We start from the raw sequence: 13,870 nt of genomic DNA, 5'->3' as shown, positions 1-13,870 counted from the left end.
GGACACAACGCTGTGTCCCTTAATTCCATGCGGGTTGAGGCTGGACTACGCCCAGGCCAGTGGCAGGATGGATGACAGAACACTCGGGAAATATTTTCTGGCATGACGTTGCATACTATCCGCCACAACGCTGGTACAGGTAAAGGCGCCATGGAGGCCGTGAAAACGGTCGGACCACTCGGTAAACTGTTCGCTGGATGGGAATATCGCCGGAGACAGCTCCCAGGCTTTTTGCATCAGCGCCTCCGCATAGCCTCTCAGGGCCGGCGGAGAGTCATGCTCAGTGCCGAAAATGGCGCTGGAGGAATAGCGTGCGAATGCGGTACTGAGACAGAACAGGATTTCCGCCTGCTTCTGTGGGGTGGCGTCCGTCAGGTGATAAGCACTGAGGATGTGCTGGTAGTGTGCCGGGCTGAGTTTGCCTTCAGGAAGCAAGGGGTCAAAAATGGTGGCCAGACGCGACACTGAGGCATCATCAATCAACTTCACGGTGGAATGTTTCTGGTTCGTGGCGGCAATAAACTGCTGGTTCAGCTCCCCGTGCTCTTCAGTGCTGAGGATGATATCAATCAGCTCCCCAAAGCGTCGCTGCGTGGCCTGCTGATTAAATGCGGCGAGAAACACCGGAAAGTCATGACGGAATAACTCTACCGGAGAGATTTGCGCGGTGGAAACGTTCTCTCCGGCTCGCAGCAGGTAAAAGTTGTCCCATGCAGTGTCAGGAGTAGGGTTTAGCATTGTTAACAGCGTGTCAGTGGAGAGCATCATCGCCGTGTCTGAATCCTGGGAGGAAAGCAGCAGGAAATTATCTGCAGCGCGGGTTGTCCAGTCCGGGCTGCCGTCATAATTGCCGAAGAGCCCATTATGGATGTGGGGAGACACCGCCGGGTGAGCAAGATACTGTTCATAAAGCGCTGCAGCTTTCTGGCGGGTGCCATCAGTGCAGTCCACGCCTGTCATACAGTGTAAAATCACCTGATTAAAGAGTCCGCTGTGAGTAGTCATGGCGGCGCTGTTCCTGTCAAACGAATCCAGCAACACAGGCAGTATGCGCTGCTGATAATATGTGTCAGGAGCCGGCAGGGGAACGTCATTATAGGTCTGGCACTGGTGGGCAAAAAAACGTTCCTGAACAGGCCCGAGCCACTCGCTGATAAGCGCACTTTGCGTATAGGGGGGGTGGGCCAGTACGCTTACCAGCGAACTTTCAACTGGCCGGATACATGCCTCTGTTAAGCGGCCACCCCGCAATGACTTCACCAGGTCTTCCATTGCCCGGACTTTTTCCTGACTGTATTTATCGGGCAGGCTGTCAATGGTCATCAGAATACTTTTACCATTATTGTGCTCATGATTTAAAAATCCATCCACAGCGTTCTCACTCCAAAGGAGTGGCATTTGCAGCCAGATATCACCTAGACGAATAAAATTTCCGCCCCCTGACACTGACGGAGGTGATGAATTATCCGGTTCATTTAAAATAACGCCAGAGAGGTTGGCTTTGTGACGTATAAACGTATTTTTTAATGTTGTATTAATAAAAGAGGGCTGTTGTCGTGTAGTAATTGAATACTGTAAAGTCAGTTCATTCATGTCTGAATTACTAAATTTTGTATTACTGCAGACTACATCACTCAGTGTCGAATAAGTGAATCGGCATTCGTCAAAATGTAAATGAGATATATCAGAATAAGTAAATTTTGAATTTGAAAAGTTGAACCCCTTAATAATATCGCCGTCTCGCTCCATGAAGCTGGTGGGCAATATTTTGCTGAATGTAATATTACGGAAATCTGCGTTTGAAAAATCGCGATCTGCGGCCGTAAGGGTTTCTCCGGCTTTCTGTCGTAAAAGTGCATCCGTGAGTTTCTTAGCCCATTCGGCAGGTGATGACGGGGAAGACGTAGCCTGAAGTGAGAGGGAGGGTGATACTGGTGGTGTTCTACCTTCAGAAACCGTGGGCCTGTTATTGGCTGATACAGAGACTCCACCGGGGAGCGGGGCCGCACCTGTCACTCTGTAATTATAATCACATGTTTGATTTGCAATATGCTTACGCATGAATGCTGCATTCATTTTTGAGACATCTTCTGCTGAAATATTTTTCTTACCTGCATTATTTGTATCTTTAATATTTTTAACAGTAATCAATGTTTTGTTTAAGGTGTTTTTATCTTTCGGCTGAAAGAAGTCTTTTATTTTTTGTGGTAACGCGAACTCAATCGATGAGCTCTTTCCTGTTTTAAGTTTTTCATTTAAAGAAGCATGCGTGTTTTTAACACTGGTTATTTTTGAGGCGAACCCGTTTTTCGTATGTTCACGAATAGAGGTAATTAATTTTTTAACCTGGTTAGGAATAGTAGAAAAATTAATTGCGCCTGATGATATCTTCATTAGAATTCCTTATCAACATCATTATGGAAAAACGGTCTGGATTTTTAACGCCTTAAAAGTAAGCTTCATATGTCGGTATGGCGATGGAGATCACAATTCACCATGTTATCTGGCAGGTTTCTTTCAGAAAGTGTCCATCCTGTCATCATGTCACCGTATTGTGGGACGCTGACGTATCTGCGGAAAAATCAAGGCATAAGGGAGCGGGTCGGGTAACGAAGCCCGTGTGCACGCAAAAGTAAACCCGCTTCGATGCTCAACCAGCGTTTTTCACCGGCATTCGGGATATCGTCGGCGGACATTCCGGCGCGTATGAGAAAGAACTGCGTAAAGCGCGTGAAATCGCTTTTCAGGAAATAATCGTTTTCTTTTAAATATTATTACGTGTTATTGGAATTGTATCATTTTTATAATTAACAGCGGGTTGTTTGGTAATTCTGCTGATTATTCAATGACAGTCCATGTGCGTGTTCAGGAAATGTAAAATATTTATAAAATAAAAGGTTTTATCGTGTTGGCGTGTTCATTTTAACAACTATTTCAAATTGTGATTGAAGCCGACATTTCATAATACAAATTAAATATAATCTTCAGCTATATCTAATAACAGGAGGTTATATGAGCATTAGTCGTCGTTCTTTTTTGCAGGGGGTGGGCATCGGCTGCTCTGCCTGCGCGCTGGGCGCTTTTCCGCCCGGGGCGCTGGCGCGCAACCCGATTGCCGGCATTAACGGTAAAACCACGCTAACGCCAAGCTTGTGCGAAATGTGTTCCTTTCGTTGCCCTATTCAGGCGCAGGTAGTCAATAACAAGACCGTTTTTATCCAGGGCAATCCTTCTGCGCCGCAGCAGGGGACGCGCATATGCGCCAGGGGCGGGAGCGGCGTCAGCCTGGTCAATGACCCGCAACGGATTGTAAAACCTATGAAACGCACCGGGCCACGCGGTGACGGTGAATGGCAGGTGATTAGCTGGCAGCAGGCTTACCAGGAAATCGCGGCGAAAATGAATGCCATCAAAGCGCAGCATGGCCCCGAGAGCGTGGCTTTCTCTTCCAAATCGGGCTCGCTCTCCAGCCATCTTTTCCATCTGGCTACGGCCTTTGGTTCGCCTAATACCTTTACGCACGCCTCAACATGCCCTGCCGGGAAAGCCATTGCGGCAAAAGTGATGATGGGCGGCGATCTGGCGATGGATATCGCTAACACGCGCTATCTGGTTTCGTTTGGCCACAATTTGTATGAAGGGATTGAAGTTGCCGATACCCATGAGTTAATGACCGCGCAGGAGAAGGGGGCCAAAATGGTGAGCTTCGATCCGCGTCTGTCGATATTTTCCAGCAAGGCGGATGAGTGGCACGCTATTCGTCCCGGGGGGGATTTAGCGGTTCTGCTGGCGATGTGCCACGTCATGATTGATGAACAACTCTACGATGCGTCTTTTGTTGAGCGTTATACCAGCGGATTTGAACAGTTAGCACAGGCGGTAAAAGAGACGACGCCGGAATGGGCCGCCGCGCAGGCCGATGTCCCAGCCGACGTTATTGTCCGGGTGACACGCGAACTGGCCGCCTGCGCGCCTCACGCTATTGTCAGTCCTGGTCATCGCGCGACGTTCTCGCAGGAAGAGATCGATATGCGGCGTATGATTTTTACGCTTAATGTGCTGCTCGGTAATATTGAGCGCGAAGGCGGGCTATATCAGAAAAAAAACGCGTCTGTTTACAATAAACTGGCCGGAGAAAAGGTCGCGCCAACGCTGGCGAAACTCAACATTAAAAATATGCCGAAACCGACGGCGCAACGCATCGATTTGGTCGCACCGCAGTTTAAATATATCGCCGCTGGCGGCGGCGTGGTGCAAAGCATTATTGACGCGGTGTTAACCCAGAAGCCTTACCCGATAAAGGCGTGGATTATGTCGCGGCATAATCCTTTCCAGACCGTCACCTGTCGTTCGGACCTGGTAAAAACCGTTGAGCAACTGGATCTGGTGGTCAGTTGCGATGTCTATTTGAGCGAGAGCGCGGCGTATGCCGACTATCTGCTGCCGGAATGCACCTATCTCGAACGGGACGAAGAGGTATCGGATATGTCGGGACTGCACCCGGCTTACGCTCTGCGCCAACAGGTCGTAGAGCCGATTGGCGAGGCGCGTCCGAGTTGGCAAATCTGGAAAGAACTTGGCGAGCAGTTGGGATTAGGGCAGTACTATCCGTGGCAGGATATGCAGACGCGCCAACTCTATCAGTTGAACGGCGACCATGCCTTAGCGAAGGAACTGCGACAGAAAGGGTATCTCGAATGGGGCGTTCCGCTGCTATTACGCGAACCAGAATCCGTTCGCCAGTTTACGGCGCGTTACCCCGGCGCTATCGCGACGGACAGCGACAACACCTATGGCGAACAGCTTCGCTTCAAATCGCCCTCCGGCAAAATCGAACTTTATTCCGCAACCCTGGAGGAATTGCTCCCAGGCTACGGCGTTCCGCGCGTTCGTGACTTTGCGCTTAAAAAAGAGAATGAGCTTTACTTCATTCAGGGCAAGGTGGCCGTGCATACCAATGGCGCGACGCAGTACGTACCTTTACTCAGCGAGCTAATGTGGGATAACGCGGTCTGGGTCCATCCGCAAACGGCGCAAGAAAAAGGCATTAAGACCGGCGATGAGATCTGGCTGGAAAATGCTACGGGTAAAGAGAAAGGTAAGGCGCTGGTGACGCCCGGAATCCGCCCGGACACGCTTTTTGTCTATATGGGATTTGGCGCTAAAGCTGGGGCCAAAACGGCGGCGACGACACACGGTATCCACTGCGGAAATTTACTGCCGCACGTGACGAGTCCGGTATCCGGTACGGTAGTGCATACCGCAGGCGTGACACTGAGCCGGGCATGAGGGAGGAGGGAACCATGAATCATTTAACGAATCAGTACGTCATGCTGCATGATGAAAAACGTTGTATCGGCTGCCAGGCGTGTACCGTTGCCTGCAAAGTGCTTAATGACGTACCGGAGGGATTTAGCCGCGTACAGGTACAAATTCGCGCCCCTGAACAGGCATCCAACGCACTAACCCATTTTCAATTTGTCCGCGTCTCCTGTCAGCACTGTGAAAATGCGCCATGTGTCAGCGTTTGTCCTACCGGAGCGTCATATCGTGATGAAAACGGGATCGTGCAGGTGGATAAATCGCGCTGTATTGGCTGCGATTATTGTGTTGCCGCGTGTCCTTTCCATGTGCGCTATTTGAATCCGCAAACCGGTGTCGCCGACAAGTGTAACTTCTGTGCCGACACGCGGTTGGCGGCTGGCCAGTCTCCGGCGTGCGTATCCGTTTGCCCAACGGACGCGCTGAAATTCGGCAGACTGGATGAGAGCGAGATCCAGCGCTGGGTCGGTCAGAAAGAGGTCTATCGCCAGCAGGAAGCGCGTAGCGGCGCGGTCAGTCTGTACCGTCGTAAAGAAGTCCATCAGGAGGGTAAAGCATGAATACTATCTGGGGAGCGGAACTACATTATGCGCCAGATTATTGGCCGCTGTGGTTAATTTACGCAGGCGTCGTGGTGCTGCTCATGCTTGTTGGGCTGGTTATCCATGCGTTATTGCGCCGGATGCTGGCGCCAAAAACGGCGGGCGGCGAAGAGCATCGTGACTATCTCTACTCGCTGGCGATTCGCCGTTGGCATTGGGGAAATGCGTTACTGTTTGTTTTATTACTGTTAAGCGGTTTATTTGGTCATTTTTCTCTCGGCCCTGTAGCGCTAATGGTACAAGTGCATACCTGGTGTGGTTTTGCCCTACTGGCTTTCTGGGTCGGGTTTGTGCTGATCAACCTCACCACAGGTAACGGGCGTCACTATCGGGTAAATTTTTCCGGACTGGTAACGCGCTGCATACGCCAGACGCGTTTTTACCTTTTTGGCATTATGAAAGGGGAAGCGCATCCGTTCGCGGCAACAGAGCAGAATAAGTTCAATCCACTGCAACAACTGGCATATCTGGCGATTATGTACGCGCTGGTACCGCTGTTAATCATCACCGGTTTGCTGTGTCTCTATCCGCAGGTTGCGGGTCTGGGCCCTGTGATGCTGGTGCTGCATATGGCGCTTGCTATCATCGGCTTACTGTTTATTTGCGCGCATCTCTATCTGTGTACTCTTGGCGACACGCCGGGACAAATTTTCCGTAGCATGGTTGACGGCTATCATCGTCATCGTACCGCGCCGCGCGGGGATAAGTCCGCCGTCTGAGCGTATCCATAAAATAATATCAGCAAGAAAATGTGCCTTGTGTCACATTTTCTTGCAATTTATCCATGTTTGTTTAACTGAACTTCCGTAAAAAGAACGGCAAATAGAGACCATCCTGAGGACATGCTGTTGAAACGCCGTTTGTTTATTGCCGCTTCTTTATTCGCGATGCACCTTTCTCCTGCGCTTGCGGCCGATGCCGTAAGTTTTGCTCCCCAACCGCCAGCCATTGATGCAGGCGCCTGGGTGTTGATGGATTACACTACGGGACAGGTTCTTACCGCCGGTAATGAACACCAGCAACGTAATCCTGCCAGCCTTACCAAGCTAATGACGGGCTACGTCGTCGATCGCGCCATCGATAGTCATCGTATCAGCCCTGACGATATCGTCACCGTTGGGCGCGACGCCTGGGCGAAGGATAATCCGGTGTTTGTCGGCTCCTCGTTGATGTTTTTAAAAGAAGGGGATCGCGTGTCGGTGCGTGATTTAAGCCGTGGCTTAATTGTGGATTCCGGTAACGATGCTTGTGTGGCGCTGGCGGATTATATCGCGGGCGGGCAGCCGCAGTTTGTGGCGATGATGAACAGCTATGTGAAAAAACTCAATTTGCAGGATACCCATTTTGAAACCGTCCACGGTCTGGATGCGCCGGGACAACATAGCTCCGCGTATGACCTGGCTGTACTCTCCCGGGCGATTATTCACGGCGAACCTGAATTTTATCACATGTACAGCGAGAAAAGCCTGACCTGGAACGGCATCACGCAGCAGAACCGCAACGGCTTGTTATGGGATAAGACCATGCATATTGATGGGCTTAAAACCGGACACACATCGGGGGCGGGATTTAATCTTATCGCATCGGCGGTGGACGGGCAGCGTCGACTTATCGCTGTTGTGATGGGAGCGAAAAGTTCGAAAGGCCGTGAAGAACAGGCGCGAAAACTGTTGCAGTGGGGCCTGCAAAACTTTGCGACGGTGCAGATTTTGCACAGCGGTAAAAAAGTGGGCAGCGAGCGAATCTGGTATGGAGACAAAGAAAAGATTGCGCTGGGTACGGAACAGGATTTCTGGATGGCGCTGCCTAAAGCGGAAATTCCGCATATCAAAGCAAAATATGTGCTGGATAGAAAAGAGCTGGAGGCGCCAATCGCCGCTCATCAACAGGTAGGTGAAATAGAGCTCTACGATCGGGATAAACTGATCGCTCAGTGGCCGCTGGTCACTCTGGAATCGGTGGGTAAAGGCGGTATGTTCTCTCGTCTGAGCGACTATTTTCAGCATAAAGCGTAAGCCGTTGTCACATACCGTTCACCGTCATCTGAGGTGTCAAAAGGGCAGGATTGCGAGGTTGCTCACAAAATGATCACGCTGTCCTTGTGACCGTAAAATGCTGTAATTATACTGTACATTCATACAGTATGGTAAAGTGACGGAGGCAGCATGGATTACGAAATCAGGCAGGAACAAAAACGCAAGATAGCCGGTTTCCACATGGTCGGTCCATGGGAACACACCGTGAAGCAGGGTTTTGAACAACTGATGACGTGGGTGGATCGACAGCGGATCGTGCCAGTTGAATGGATTGCCGTCTATTACGACAATCCAGATGTCGTACCTGCAGAAAAACTCCGCTGCGATACCGTGGTGTCCGTGGCAGAGAATTTCATCCTGCCGGACAATAGTGAAGGCGTAATCGTGACCGCCATTGAAGGCGGCGAATATGCCACTGCTGTCGCGCGAGTGGAAGACCGTGACTTTGCGAAGCCGTGGGAACGGTTTTTTGACGTCCTGGAGCAGGATAGCGCTTATCAGATAGCCTCTGCGCCCTGTTTTGAAACCTATCTGAATAACGGTATGGAAGATGGATACTGGGATATTGAAATGTATATTCCGGTACAGCGGAAGTGATCGACTGGTTTCCTGGCTGAAAAGAGCGGACGGATAATGTGTTCCGTCCGCCAGTGCGCTATTTTTGCTATAAAGCAGGTACAATGCATTTTTTGCTATTCCCGTAAGGAGCGCAAGCGTGCGTGCCGATAAGTCATTAAGCCCTTTTGAAATACGGTTGTACCGTCATTATCGCATCGTGCATGGCATACGTATCGCCCTGGCGTTCATTCTTACCTTTCTGCTGGTTCGTCTGTTTTCTATTCCCGAGGGCACATGGCCGCTAATCACGTTAGTGGTGATTATGGGGCCCATCTCATTCTGGGGAAATGTAGTGCCTCGTGCTTTTGAGCGCATAGGCGGTACGATTTTGGGCGCGGCGTTAGGGCTGGTGGCGCTACGCCTGGAGCTCTTTTCCTTACCGCTGATGCTGGTGTGGTGTGCGATAGCGATGTTTTTGTGCGGCTGGCTGGCATTAGGGAAAAAACCGTATCAGGCGCTACTGATAGGCATAACGCTCGCCGTTGTTGTCGGCGCTCCTGCTGGTGATATGAATACGGCATTATGGCGTGGCGGGGATGTGATTTTGGGGTCGCTACTGGCAATGTTGTTTACCGGCATCTGGCCCCAGCGCGCCTTTTTGCACTGGCGCATCCAACTGGCGCATTGCGTCACGGCGTATAATCGGGTGTATCAGGCAGCGCTGTCGCCGAATTTGCTGGAGCGCCCCCGGTTGGATAAACATTTGCAACGATTGCTGAACGATGTCGTCAAAATGCGCGGGCTGATAACGCCCGCCAGTAAAGAAACCCGGATACAAAAATCTATTTTCGAGGCCATTCAGACCATCAACCGCAATCTGGTTTGTATGCTTGAATTACAAATCAATGCCCACTGGGCGACGCGCGCCAGCCATTTTGTGATGCTTAACGCGCACACATTGCGTGAAACCCAGCAGATGACGCAGCAAACCTTGCTAACGATCGCCCACGCGTTGTATGAAGGCAACCCGCAGCCGGTACTGGCAAATACCGGTAAACTGAATGATATTGCTGCCGAGTTGCGGCAGCTAATGAACGAGCAGCAGGGCGACGCGGTGGCTGAAACCCCCATCCACGGCTATGTTTGGCTAAGTATGGAAACGGCCCGACAGTTGGAACTGCTTTCGCATTTGATCTGCCGGGCTTTGCGCAAATAAAAAGCAGATGGGGCGAATGAATTTGTTGCTGCTTCGATTCAGCAAAGATTAAGAGTATGATACTAATATAAGGATAAAATGAGTGCTACTGGCAACGATTTTATCTCCGAACCTTCAGGTTTCCCCAGACGGCGACGTAACGGTGTTTCCTCTGGCGGCTTGAAGTATGACGGGGATAAACGTAATGTTTATCCACTAGCAGTTGCTTAACGAATCCGAATCTCACATTATCAGGGGTGTAAAAATGGAAACAACCAAGCCTTCTTTCCAGGACGTGCTGGAGTTTGTTCGTCTGTTCCGTCGCAAAAATAAACTGCAACGTGAAATTCAGGACATTGAGAAGAAGATCCGTGACAACCAGAAGCGTGTGCTGCTGCTGGACAACCTGAGCGACTACATCAAGCCAGGTATGAGCGTTGAGGCGATTCAGGGTATCATCGCCAGTATGAAAAGCGACTATGAAGATCGCGTTGATGACTACATCATTAAAAATGCCGAAATATCCAAAGAGCGTCGCGACATTTCCAAAAAGCTGAAAGCGATGGGCGAAATGAAACACGCCGATGTAAAAGCCGAATAATGCGCTACGGCAGTGGGAGCGTATATCAGGCTCTCACTGCAGTTTGACCCCGCCTGTGACCATCTTGAGTAAATGTTGTTTTGGCCAGTGTCGGGTAAGTTTTTTCTCTGCCAGCTTACCTTTCAGGCGCGCAATATCATGACGTTTCCGGTCCAGCATCAGACCCACCACGCTACCGCTATGCGCCACGTTCAATCCGTATAAATCACACTCTTCGACCAGCGACAGCAGGGCGGTAAAGCCCGGCTTAGGTAACAGCGTCTGGCTGGCGATAGCGCTAAGCGTAGCCGCCTCACCCAGTCGGAGCGGATTTTGTGTTATACAGGCTTCCTGCACCAGATTCCAGGCCTGCTGCAAGGTTGCTGAACTTGCTATTAATTTCTGCTGGCGAGGGAGACGGTGGTAATCTTGCGTGCGCAGTGTGACCGGGCTTTCCAGTACCAGCAAATCGATTGGCGGCGGTGGCTCGCAGGCGATTTGCGTGGCCGCATTATTATGATCAAACAGCGTTAAATGATGAAAAACGGTGCTATCAGTGGGTTCGATTGAGACGCAAAGCTGTGCAAGGGTAGTTTCATCCAGCGAATGGCCAAGATGATGCGCCGTTGCCACTGCCGTAGCGGCAATATCTGCGGTGCTGCTGGCCATGCCTTTGGCAACGGGAATTGACGAACGTACATCGACGCGAATCTCGTTACTCCAGTGCGCAGGATACTGCCAGTGCGCCAGAACGCGCTCCACCATCGCCCGCGACAATGGGCGCTCGTTGACCAACGGCGGCGCAGCCGTGACTGCTACGGTGCTGTACCAGTCAACGGGGCAGGAGACCAGTTTCTCACTGCCCAGAATCCATCCCTGGATAAGTTCCCCGCATGAGGCGGGGCATTGCGCAACAGCCACGTTATCACCTTTCAGGTACGAATAGTGTGCGCGCATAGTGTCATGGTAAAAGCGTTATTACCATGACTTGCCGCAATGCGTCGTATAACCCTCTCAGGCTGGTACACAAAGCCCTTCCGTGGCCGGTAGCGCAATGCGCATAACGTCTTGTGCGATCATTAACTCTTCGTTGGTGTTGATGACGGCGACTTTCACCAGGGCGTTCTCCGTCTGGATAAATGTCGCATTACGCTGATTTTTCTCTTCATCAACGGCTAAGCCTAAAAATTGCAAATTATGGCAAACCGCCGATCTGGCGCGCGCTGAGTTCTCGCCAATTCCCCCAGTGAATACCAGCGCATCCAGTCCTCCCATTTGCATAATATAGCTGCCAATGGTGGCGCGAATGCGTTCGGCAAACAGAGTGAGAGCGAGTTTAGCCTGCCGGTTACCGGTATTGGCTGCCTGTTCGACATCGCGGTAATCAGACGACACGCCAGAAACGCCCAGCAAGCCTGACTCATTATTTAATAACTGATTCAACTGTTGCGGCGTTTTGCTTTCGCGCTGGGCTATCCACGGCAGAATAGAGGGATCAATATCTCCGCTACGGGTGCCCATCATCACGCCTGACTGCGGCGTAAAGCCCATCGACGTATTGACCGAACGCCCGTTCTTGATGGCGCAGATGCTGCTACCATTTCCAAGATGACAACAAATCACCCGTAATGCGCTGAGTGGTACGCCCAGCTTTTCCGCCAGAACGCCGCTGACATACTTATGGCTGGTGCCATGAAAGCCATAACGGCGAATCCCCAGTTCCGCGTAATAATGCCAGGGAAGCGGGTAAATATAGGCGGGTTCATCCAGCGTCTGGTGAAATGCCGTATCAAACACGGCTACGGAAGGGGCATCAGGCAACAGTTGACGAAAAACGTGAATACCCAACGCGTTTACCGGGTTGTGAAGCGGGGCCAGTTCGGCAAGACGTTCGATTTGCGCTAACGTTTCATCCGTGACCAGCGTCGAGTCTTTAAAAAACTCACCGCCGTGCGCCACACGATGGCCCACCCCGTCAATGTCCCGCAGACTGTTAATGATTTGATAACCCAGCAGCTTTTCCAGAAGCAGCGTTACCGCATCGCGATGATCGGCAACGGGGACGGTTTCCTGCCATTTTTGGCTGTGCGTCTTAATTGTCACCTGCGCATCCGCCATTCCAATACGCTCAATCAGCCCCTGGCAGAGCATGTCGCCCTGCGGCATCTCCAGCAGCTGGAACTTTAACGATGAGCTACCGGCGTTAATGGCCATTATTTTGTAAGACATAAAGGTTCCTTCGAATTCAGAAAATCCAGCACGGCGTCGAGACCCGAGTTATTCAGCGCGCTGGTAATAAAAATCTGCCGGGCGCCAGCCTGCGTAAGCCATTCCGCAACCAGCGAAATACGCTGCGGCTCGGCGAGATCGGCCTTGGTGACCAGGCCAATCGTCGGGCGGTTCATCGGGGCGGTAAACCCCGGAGAAAAGGGCGACCACTGGGCGTCGGCATTTAACACCAGGGCGATAACGTCGGCCTCGCAGGCGCTGGTTAGCAGGGCGCTATACAGGCAGCGGTTCTCCAGGTACTCGCCCGGCGTGTCGATGGCCATCGGCGACCATTCAATGGCCTGGGTTTTCTTATAATGGAGCGCTTCGCCGCGCAGGCTTTGGGTTAGCGAGGTTTTCCCGCACTGGCTGGGGCCGATAAACATCAAACGCTTCATGACGTTACGTCCGGGTGATCGAACAGGTGGTGAACTGCATCATTTCGCCCAGCGTGCGCGTTACCTGCTTGAGGGCATATTCCACAGCAGAAACGTCGCCGGTCAGCACCACGGCACCGGTAAATCGGTCAAGAAAACCAATTTCCACCGCGCCGGATTTGGTGGCGATATCGCAGGCGATAATCGACGCTTCGCTCGGCGTGATGGTAAGGATGCCAATGGCGGACACTGCATCCGGCAGGCCCAGCTTCTTAAAGAGATCTTTCCCTGGATTAGCAATCAGGTGCGCGAGAGTGACCTGTTTCCCCGGCACGTATTCCTGAATCATGCGATCCGTTGTCGGTTGTCTTTCCATTATCCCTCCACCATCTGTCGCCACATGGCTTCATGCGGGCGCGGGATCACCGAGCGGTAAACCAGCAACCCTTTCTCGCCCGCGCTTTCGCTGGCAACCGTCACGGCGTTATTGACGTCAGAAACGTCGCCCGCCACCACCATGTAGCATTTACCGCCGATACCGAAGGCCATATGCACCCGCACCAGGGTGACGTTTGAGCCTTTCACCGCCCGGTCTGCGGCGCTAATGCAGGCCGCCACGCTCCAGGTTTCGACGATGCCGACCGCCTGACGCTTATCGACGCTGTTCAGGCCGCTGATGGCCGGAAGTACGCTGGGATGAATATTTGCCAGCACCAGGCTGTCGACGAGCATCTCGCCGGCCTGCGACGTACCGGTTTCAATGGCCTGCTGGATAGCGCCGATATCGCCGCCCAGCATCAGTAAAAACTTACCTGGGCAGATGGTCTTGCTGACCAGTAGATCGACGTTGGCGCTTTTCAGCATGGCATCACCAAGCTCCATGCCTTTGGCGATGCTGGTGAGTTCTAAAATTCCTATAGCCTGAGACATGG

The 13,870-nt window shown here is 51.8% G+C and carries 13 protein-coding genes and 1 pseudogene; 8 read left to right on the top strand and 6 right to left on the bottom strand.

The window, feature by feature from the left end:
* Nucleotides 1-45 precede the first annotated feature (45 nt).
* Nucleotides 46-2,394 carry an SPI-1 type III secretion system effector HECT-type E3 ubiquitin transferase SopA gene (sopA, locus tag NA330_RS14570; protein ID WP_023242366.1) on the bottom strand — a complete coding sequence of 783 codons (2,349 nt, stop codon included), beginning with the start codon at nt 2,392-2,394 and terminating at the stop codon, nt 46-48.
* Nucleotides 2,395-2,660: 266 nt separating this feature from the next.
* Here sopA and NA330_RS14565 point away from each other — a divergent pair.
* From NA330_RS14565 to NA330_RS14530, 8 genes and pseudogenes are all read left to right on the top strand, one after another.
* Nucleotides 2,661-2,753: pseudogene (locus NA330_RS14565) on the top strand (heavy metal-binding domain-containing protein); the annotation flags it as partial.
* A gap of 259 nt (nt 2,754-3,012) precedes the next feature.
* Nucleotides 3,013-5,289 carry a thiosulfate reductase PhsA gene (gene phsA, locus NA330_RS14560; RefSeq protein WP_001523462.1) on the top strand — a complete coding sequence of 759 codons (2,277 nt, stop codon included), beginning with the start codon at nt 3,013-3,015 and terminating at the stop codon, nt 5,287-5,289.
* A 14-nt stretch (nt 5,290-5,303) separates the two neighbouring features.
* Nucleotides 5,304-5,882, top strand: a complete 579-nt coding sequence (gene phsB, locus NA330_RS14555; RefSeq protein ID WP_001016236.1) for a thiosulfate reductase electron transport protein PhsB — start codon at nt 5,304-5,306, stop codon at nt 5,880-5,882.
* Nucleotides 5,879-6,643 carry a thiosulfate reductase cytochrome B subunit gene (phsC, locus tag NA330_RS14550; protein WP_001092553.1) on the top strand — a complete coding sequence of 255 codons (765 nt, stop codon included), beginning with the start codon at nt 5,879-5,881 and terminating at the stop codon, nt 6,641-6,643. Before phsB ends, phsC begins: the two co-directional genes overlap by 4 nt.
* A gap of 123 nt (nt 6,644-6,766) precedes the next feature.
* Nucleotides 6,767-7,939: a serine-type D-Ala-D-Ala carboxypeptidase DacD gene (gene dacD, locus NA330_RS14545; RefSeq protein WP_000925038.1), complete on the top strand. Its 1,173-nt coding sequence runs from the start codon at nt 6,767-6,769 to the stop codon at nt 7,937-7,939.
* 150 nt (nt 7,940-8,089) lie between these two features.
* Complete coding sequence (gene sbmC / locus NA330_RS14540; RefSeq protein ID WP_000384326.1) at nt 8,090-8,557, top strand: DNA gyrase inhibitor SbmC; 468 nt, start codon at nt 8,090-8,092, stop codon at nt 8,555-8,557.
* A gap of 118 nt (nt 8,558-8,675) precedes the next feature.
* A complete protein-coding gene (locus NA330_RS14535; protein WP_023137033.1) occupies nt 8,676-9,734 on the top strand; it encodes an FUSC family protein in 1,059 nt (352 codons plus the stop codon).
* A 244-nt stretch (nt 9,735-9,978) separates the two neighbouring features.
* Entirely contained in the window at nt 9,979-10,314 is a 336-nt protein-coding gene (locus tag NA330_RS14530; protein WP_000450405.1) for a DUF496 family protein, read from the top strand.
* Nucleotides 10,315-10,347: 33 nt separating this feature from the next.
* On the opposite strand, the gene pduX is transcribed toward NA330_RS14530, so the two are convergent.
* The 5 genes from pduX to pduT all read right to left on the bottom strand — a co-directional run bounded on the left by pduX (nt 10,348) and on the right by pduT (nt 13,868).
* On the bottom strand, nt 10,348-11,214 hold the full coding sequence (gene pduX / locus NA330_RS14525) for an L-threonine kinase PduX (RefSeq protein WP_031608356.1): 867 nt from the start codon (nt 11,212-11,214) through the stop codon (nt 10,348-10,350).
* Between the two features lie 93 nt (nt 11,215-11,307).
* Nucleotides 11,308-12,522, bottom strand: coding sequence for a propanediol utilization propionate kinase PduW (pduW, locus tag NA330_RS14520; RefSeq protein WP_000120647.1), 1,215 nt, complete (start codon nt 12,520-12,522; stop codon nt 11,308-11,310).
* A complete protein-coding gene (gene pduV, locus NA330_RS14515) occupies nt 12,507-12,959 on the bottom strand; it encodes a propanediol utilization protein PduV (protein WP_000826278.1) in 453 nt (150 codons plus the stop codon). The genes pduW and pduV overlap by 16 nt, the downstream gene beginning before the upstream one ends.
* Nucleotides 12,960-12,963: 4 nt before the next feature.
* Nucleotides 12,964-13,314, bottom strand: coding sequence for a propanediol utilization microcompartment protein PduU (pduU, locus tag NA330_RS14510; protein ID WP_000441100.1), 351 nt, complete (start codon nt 13,312-13,314; stop codon nt 12,964-12,966).
* A complete protein-coding gene (pduT, locus tag NA330_RS14505; protein ID WP_000075772.1) occupies nt 13,314-13,868 on the bottom strand; it encodes a propanediol utilization microcompartment protein PduT in 555 nt (184 codons plus the stop codon). The genes pduU and pduT overlap by 1 nt, the downstream gene beginning before the upstream one ends.
* Nucleotides 13,869-13,870 lie beyond the last annotated feature (2 nt).

Source organism: Salmonella sp. NW722, from assembly GCF_051702785.1.
In the GTDB taxonomy this organism is placed as follows: domain Bacteria; phylum Pseudomonadota; class Gammaproteobacteria; order Enterobacterales; family Enterobacteriaceae; genus Salmonella; species Salmonella enterica.
Note: the sequence above shows the minus strand (reverse complement) of the source record. Positions and strands in the feature narration are given on the sequence as shown.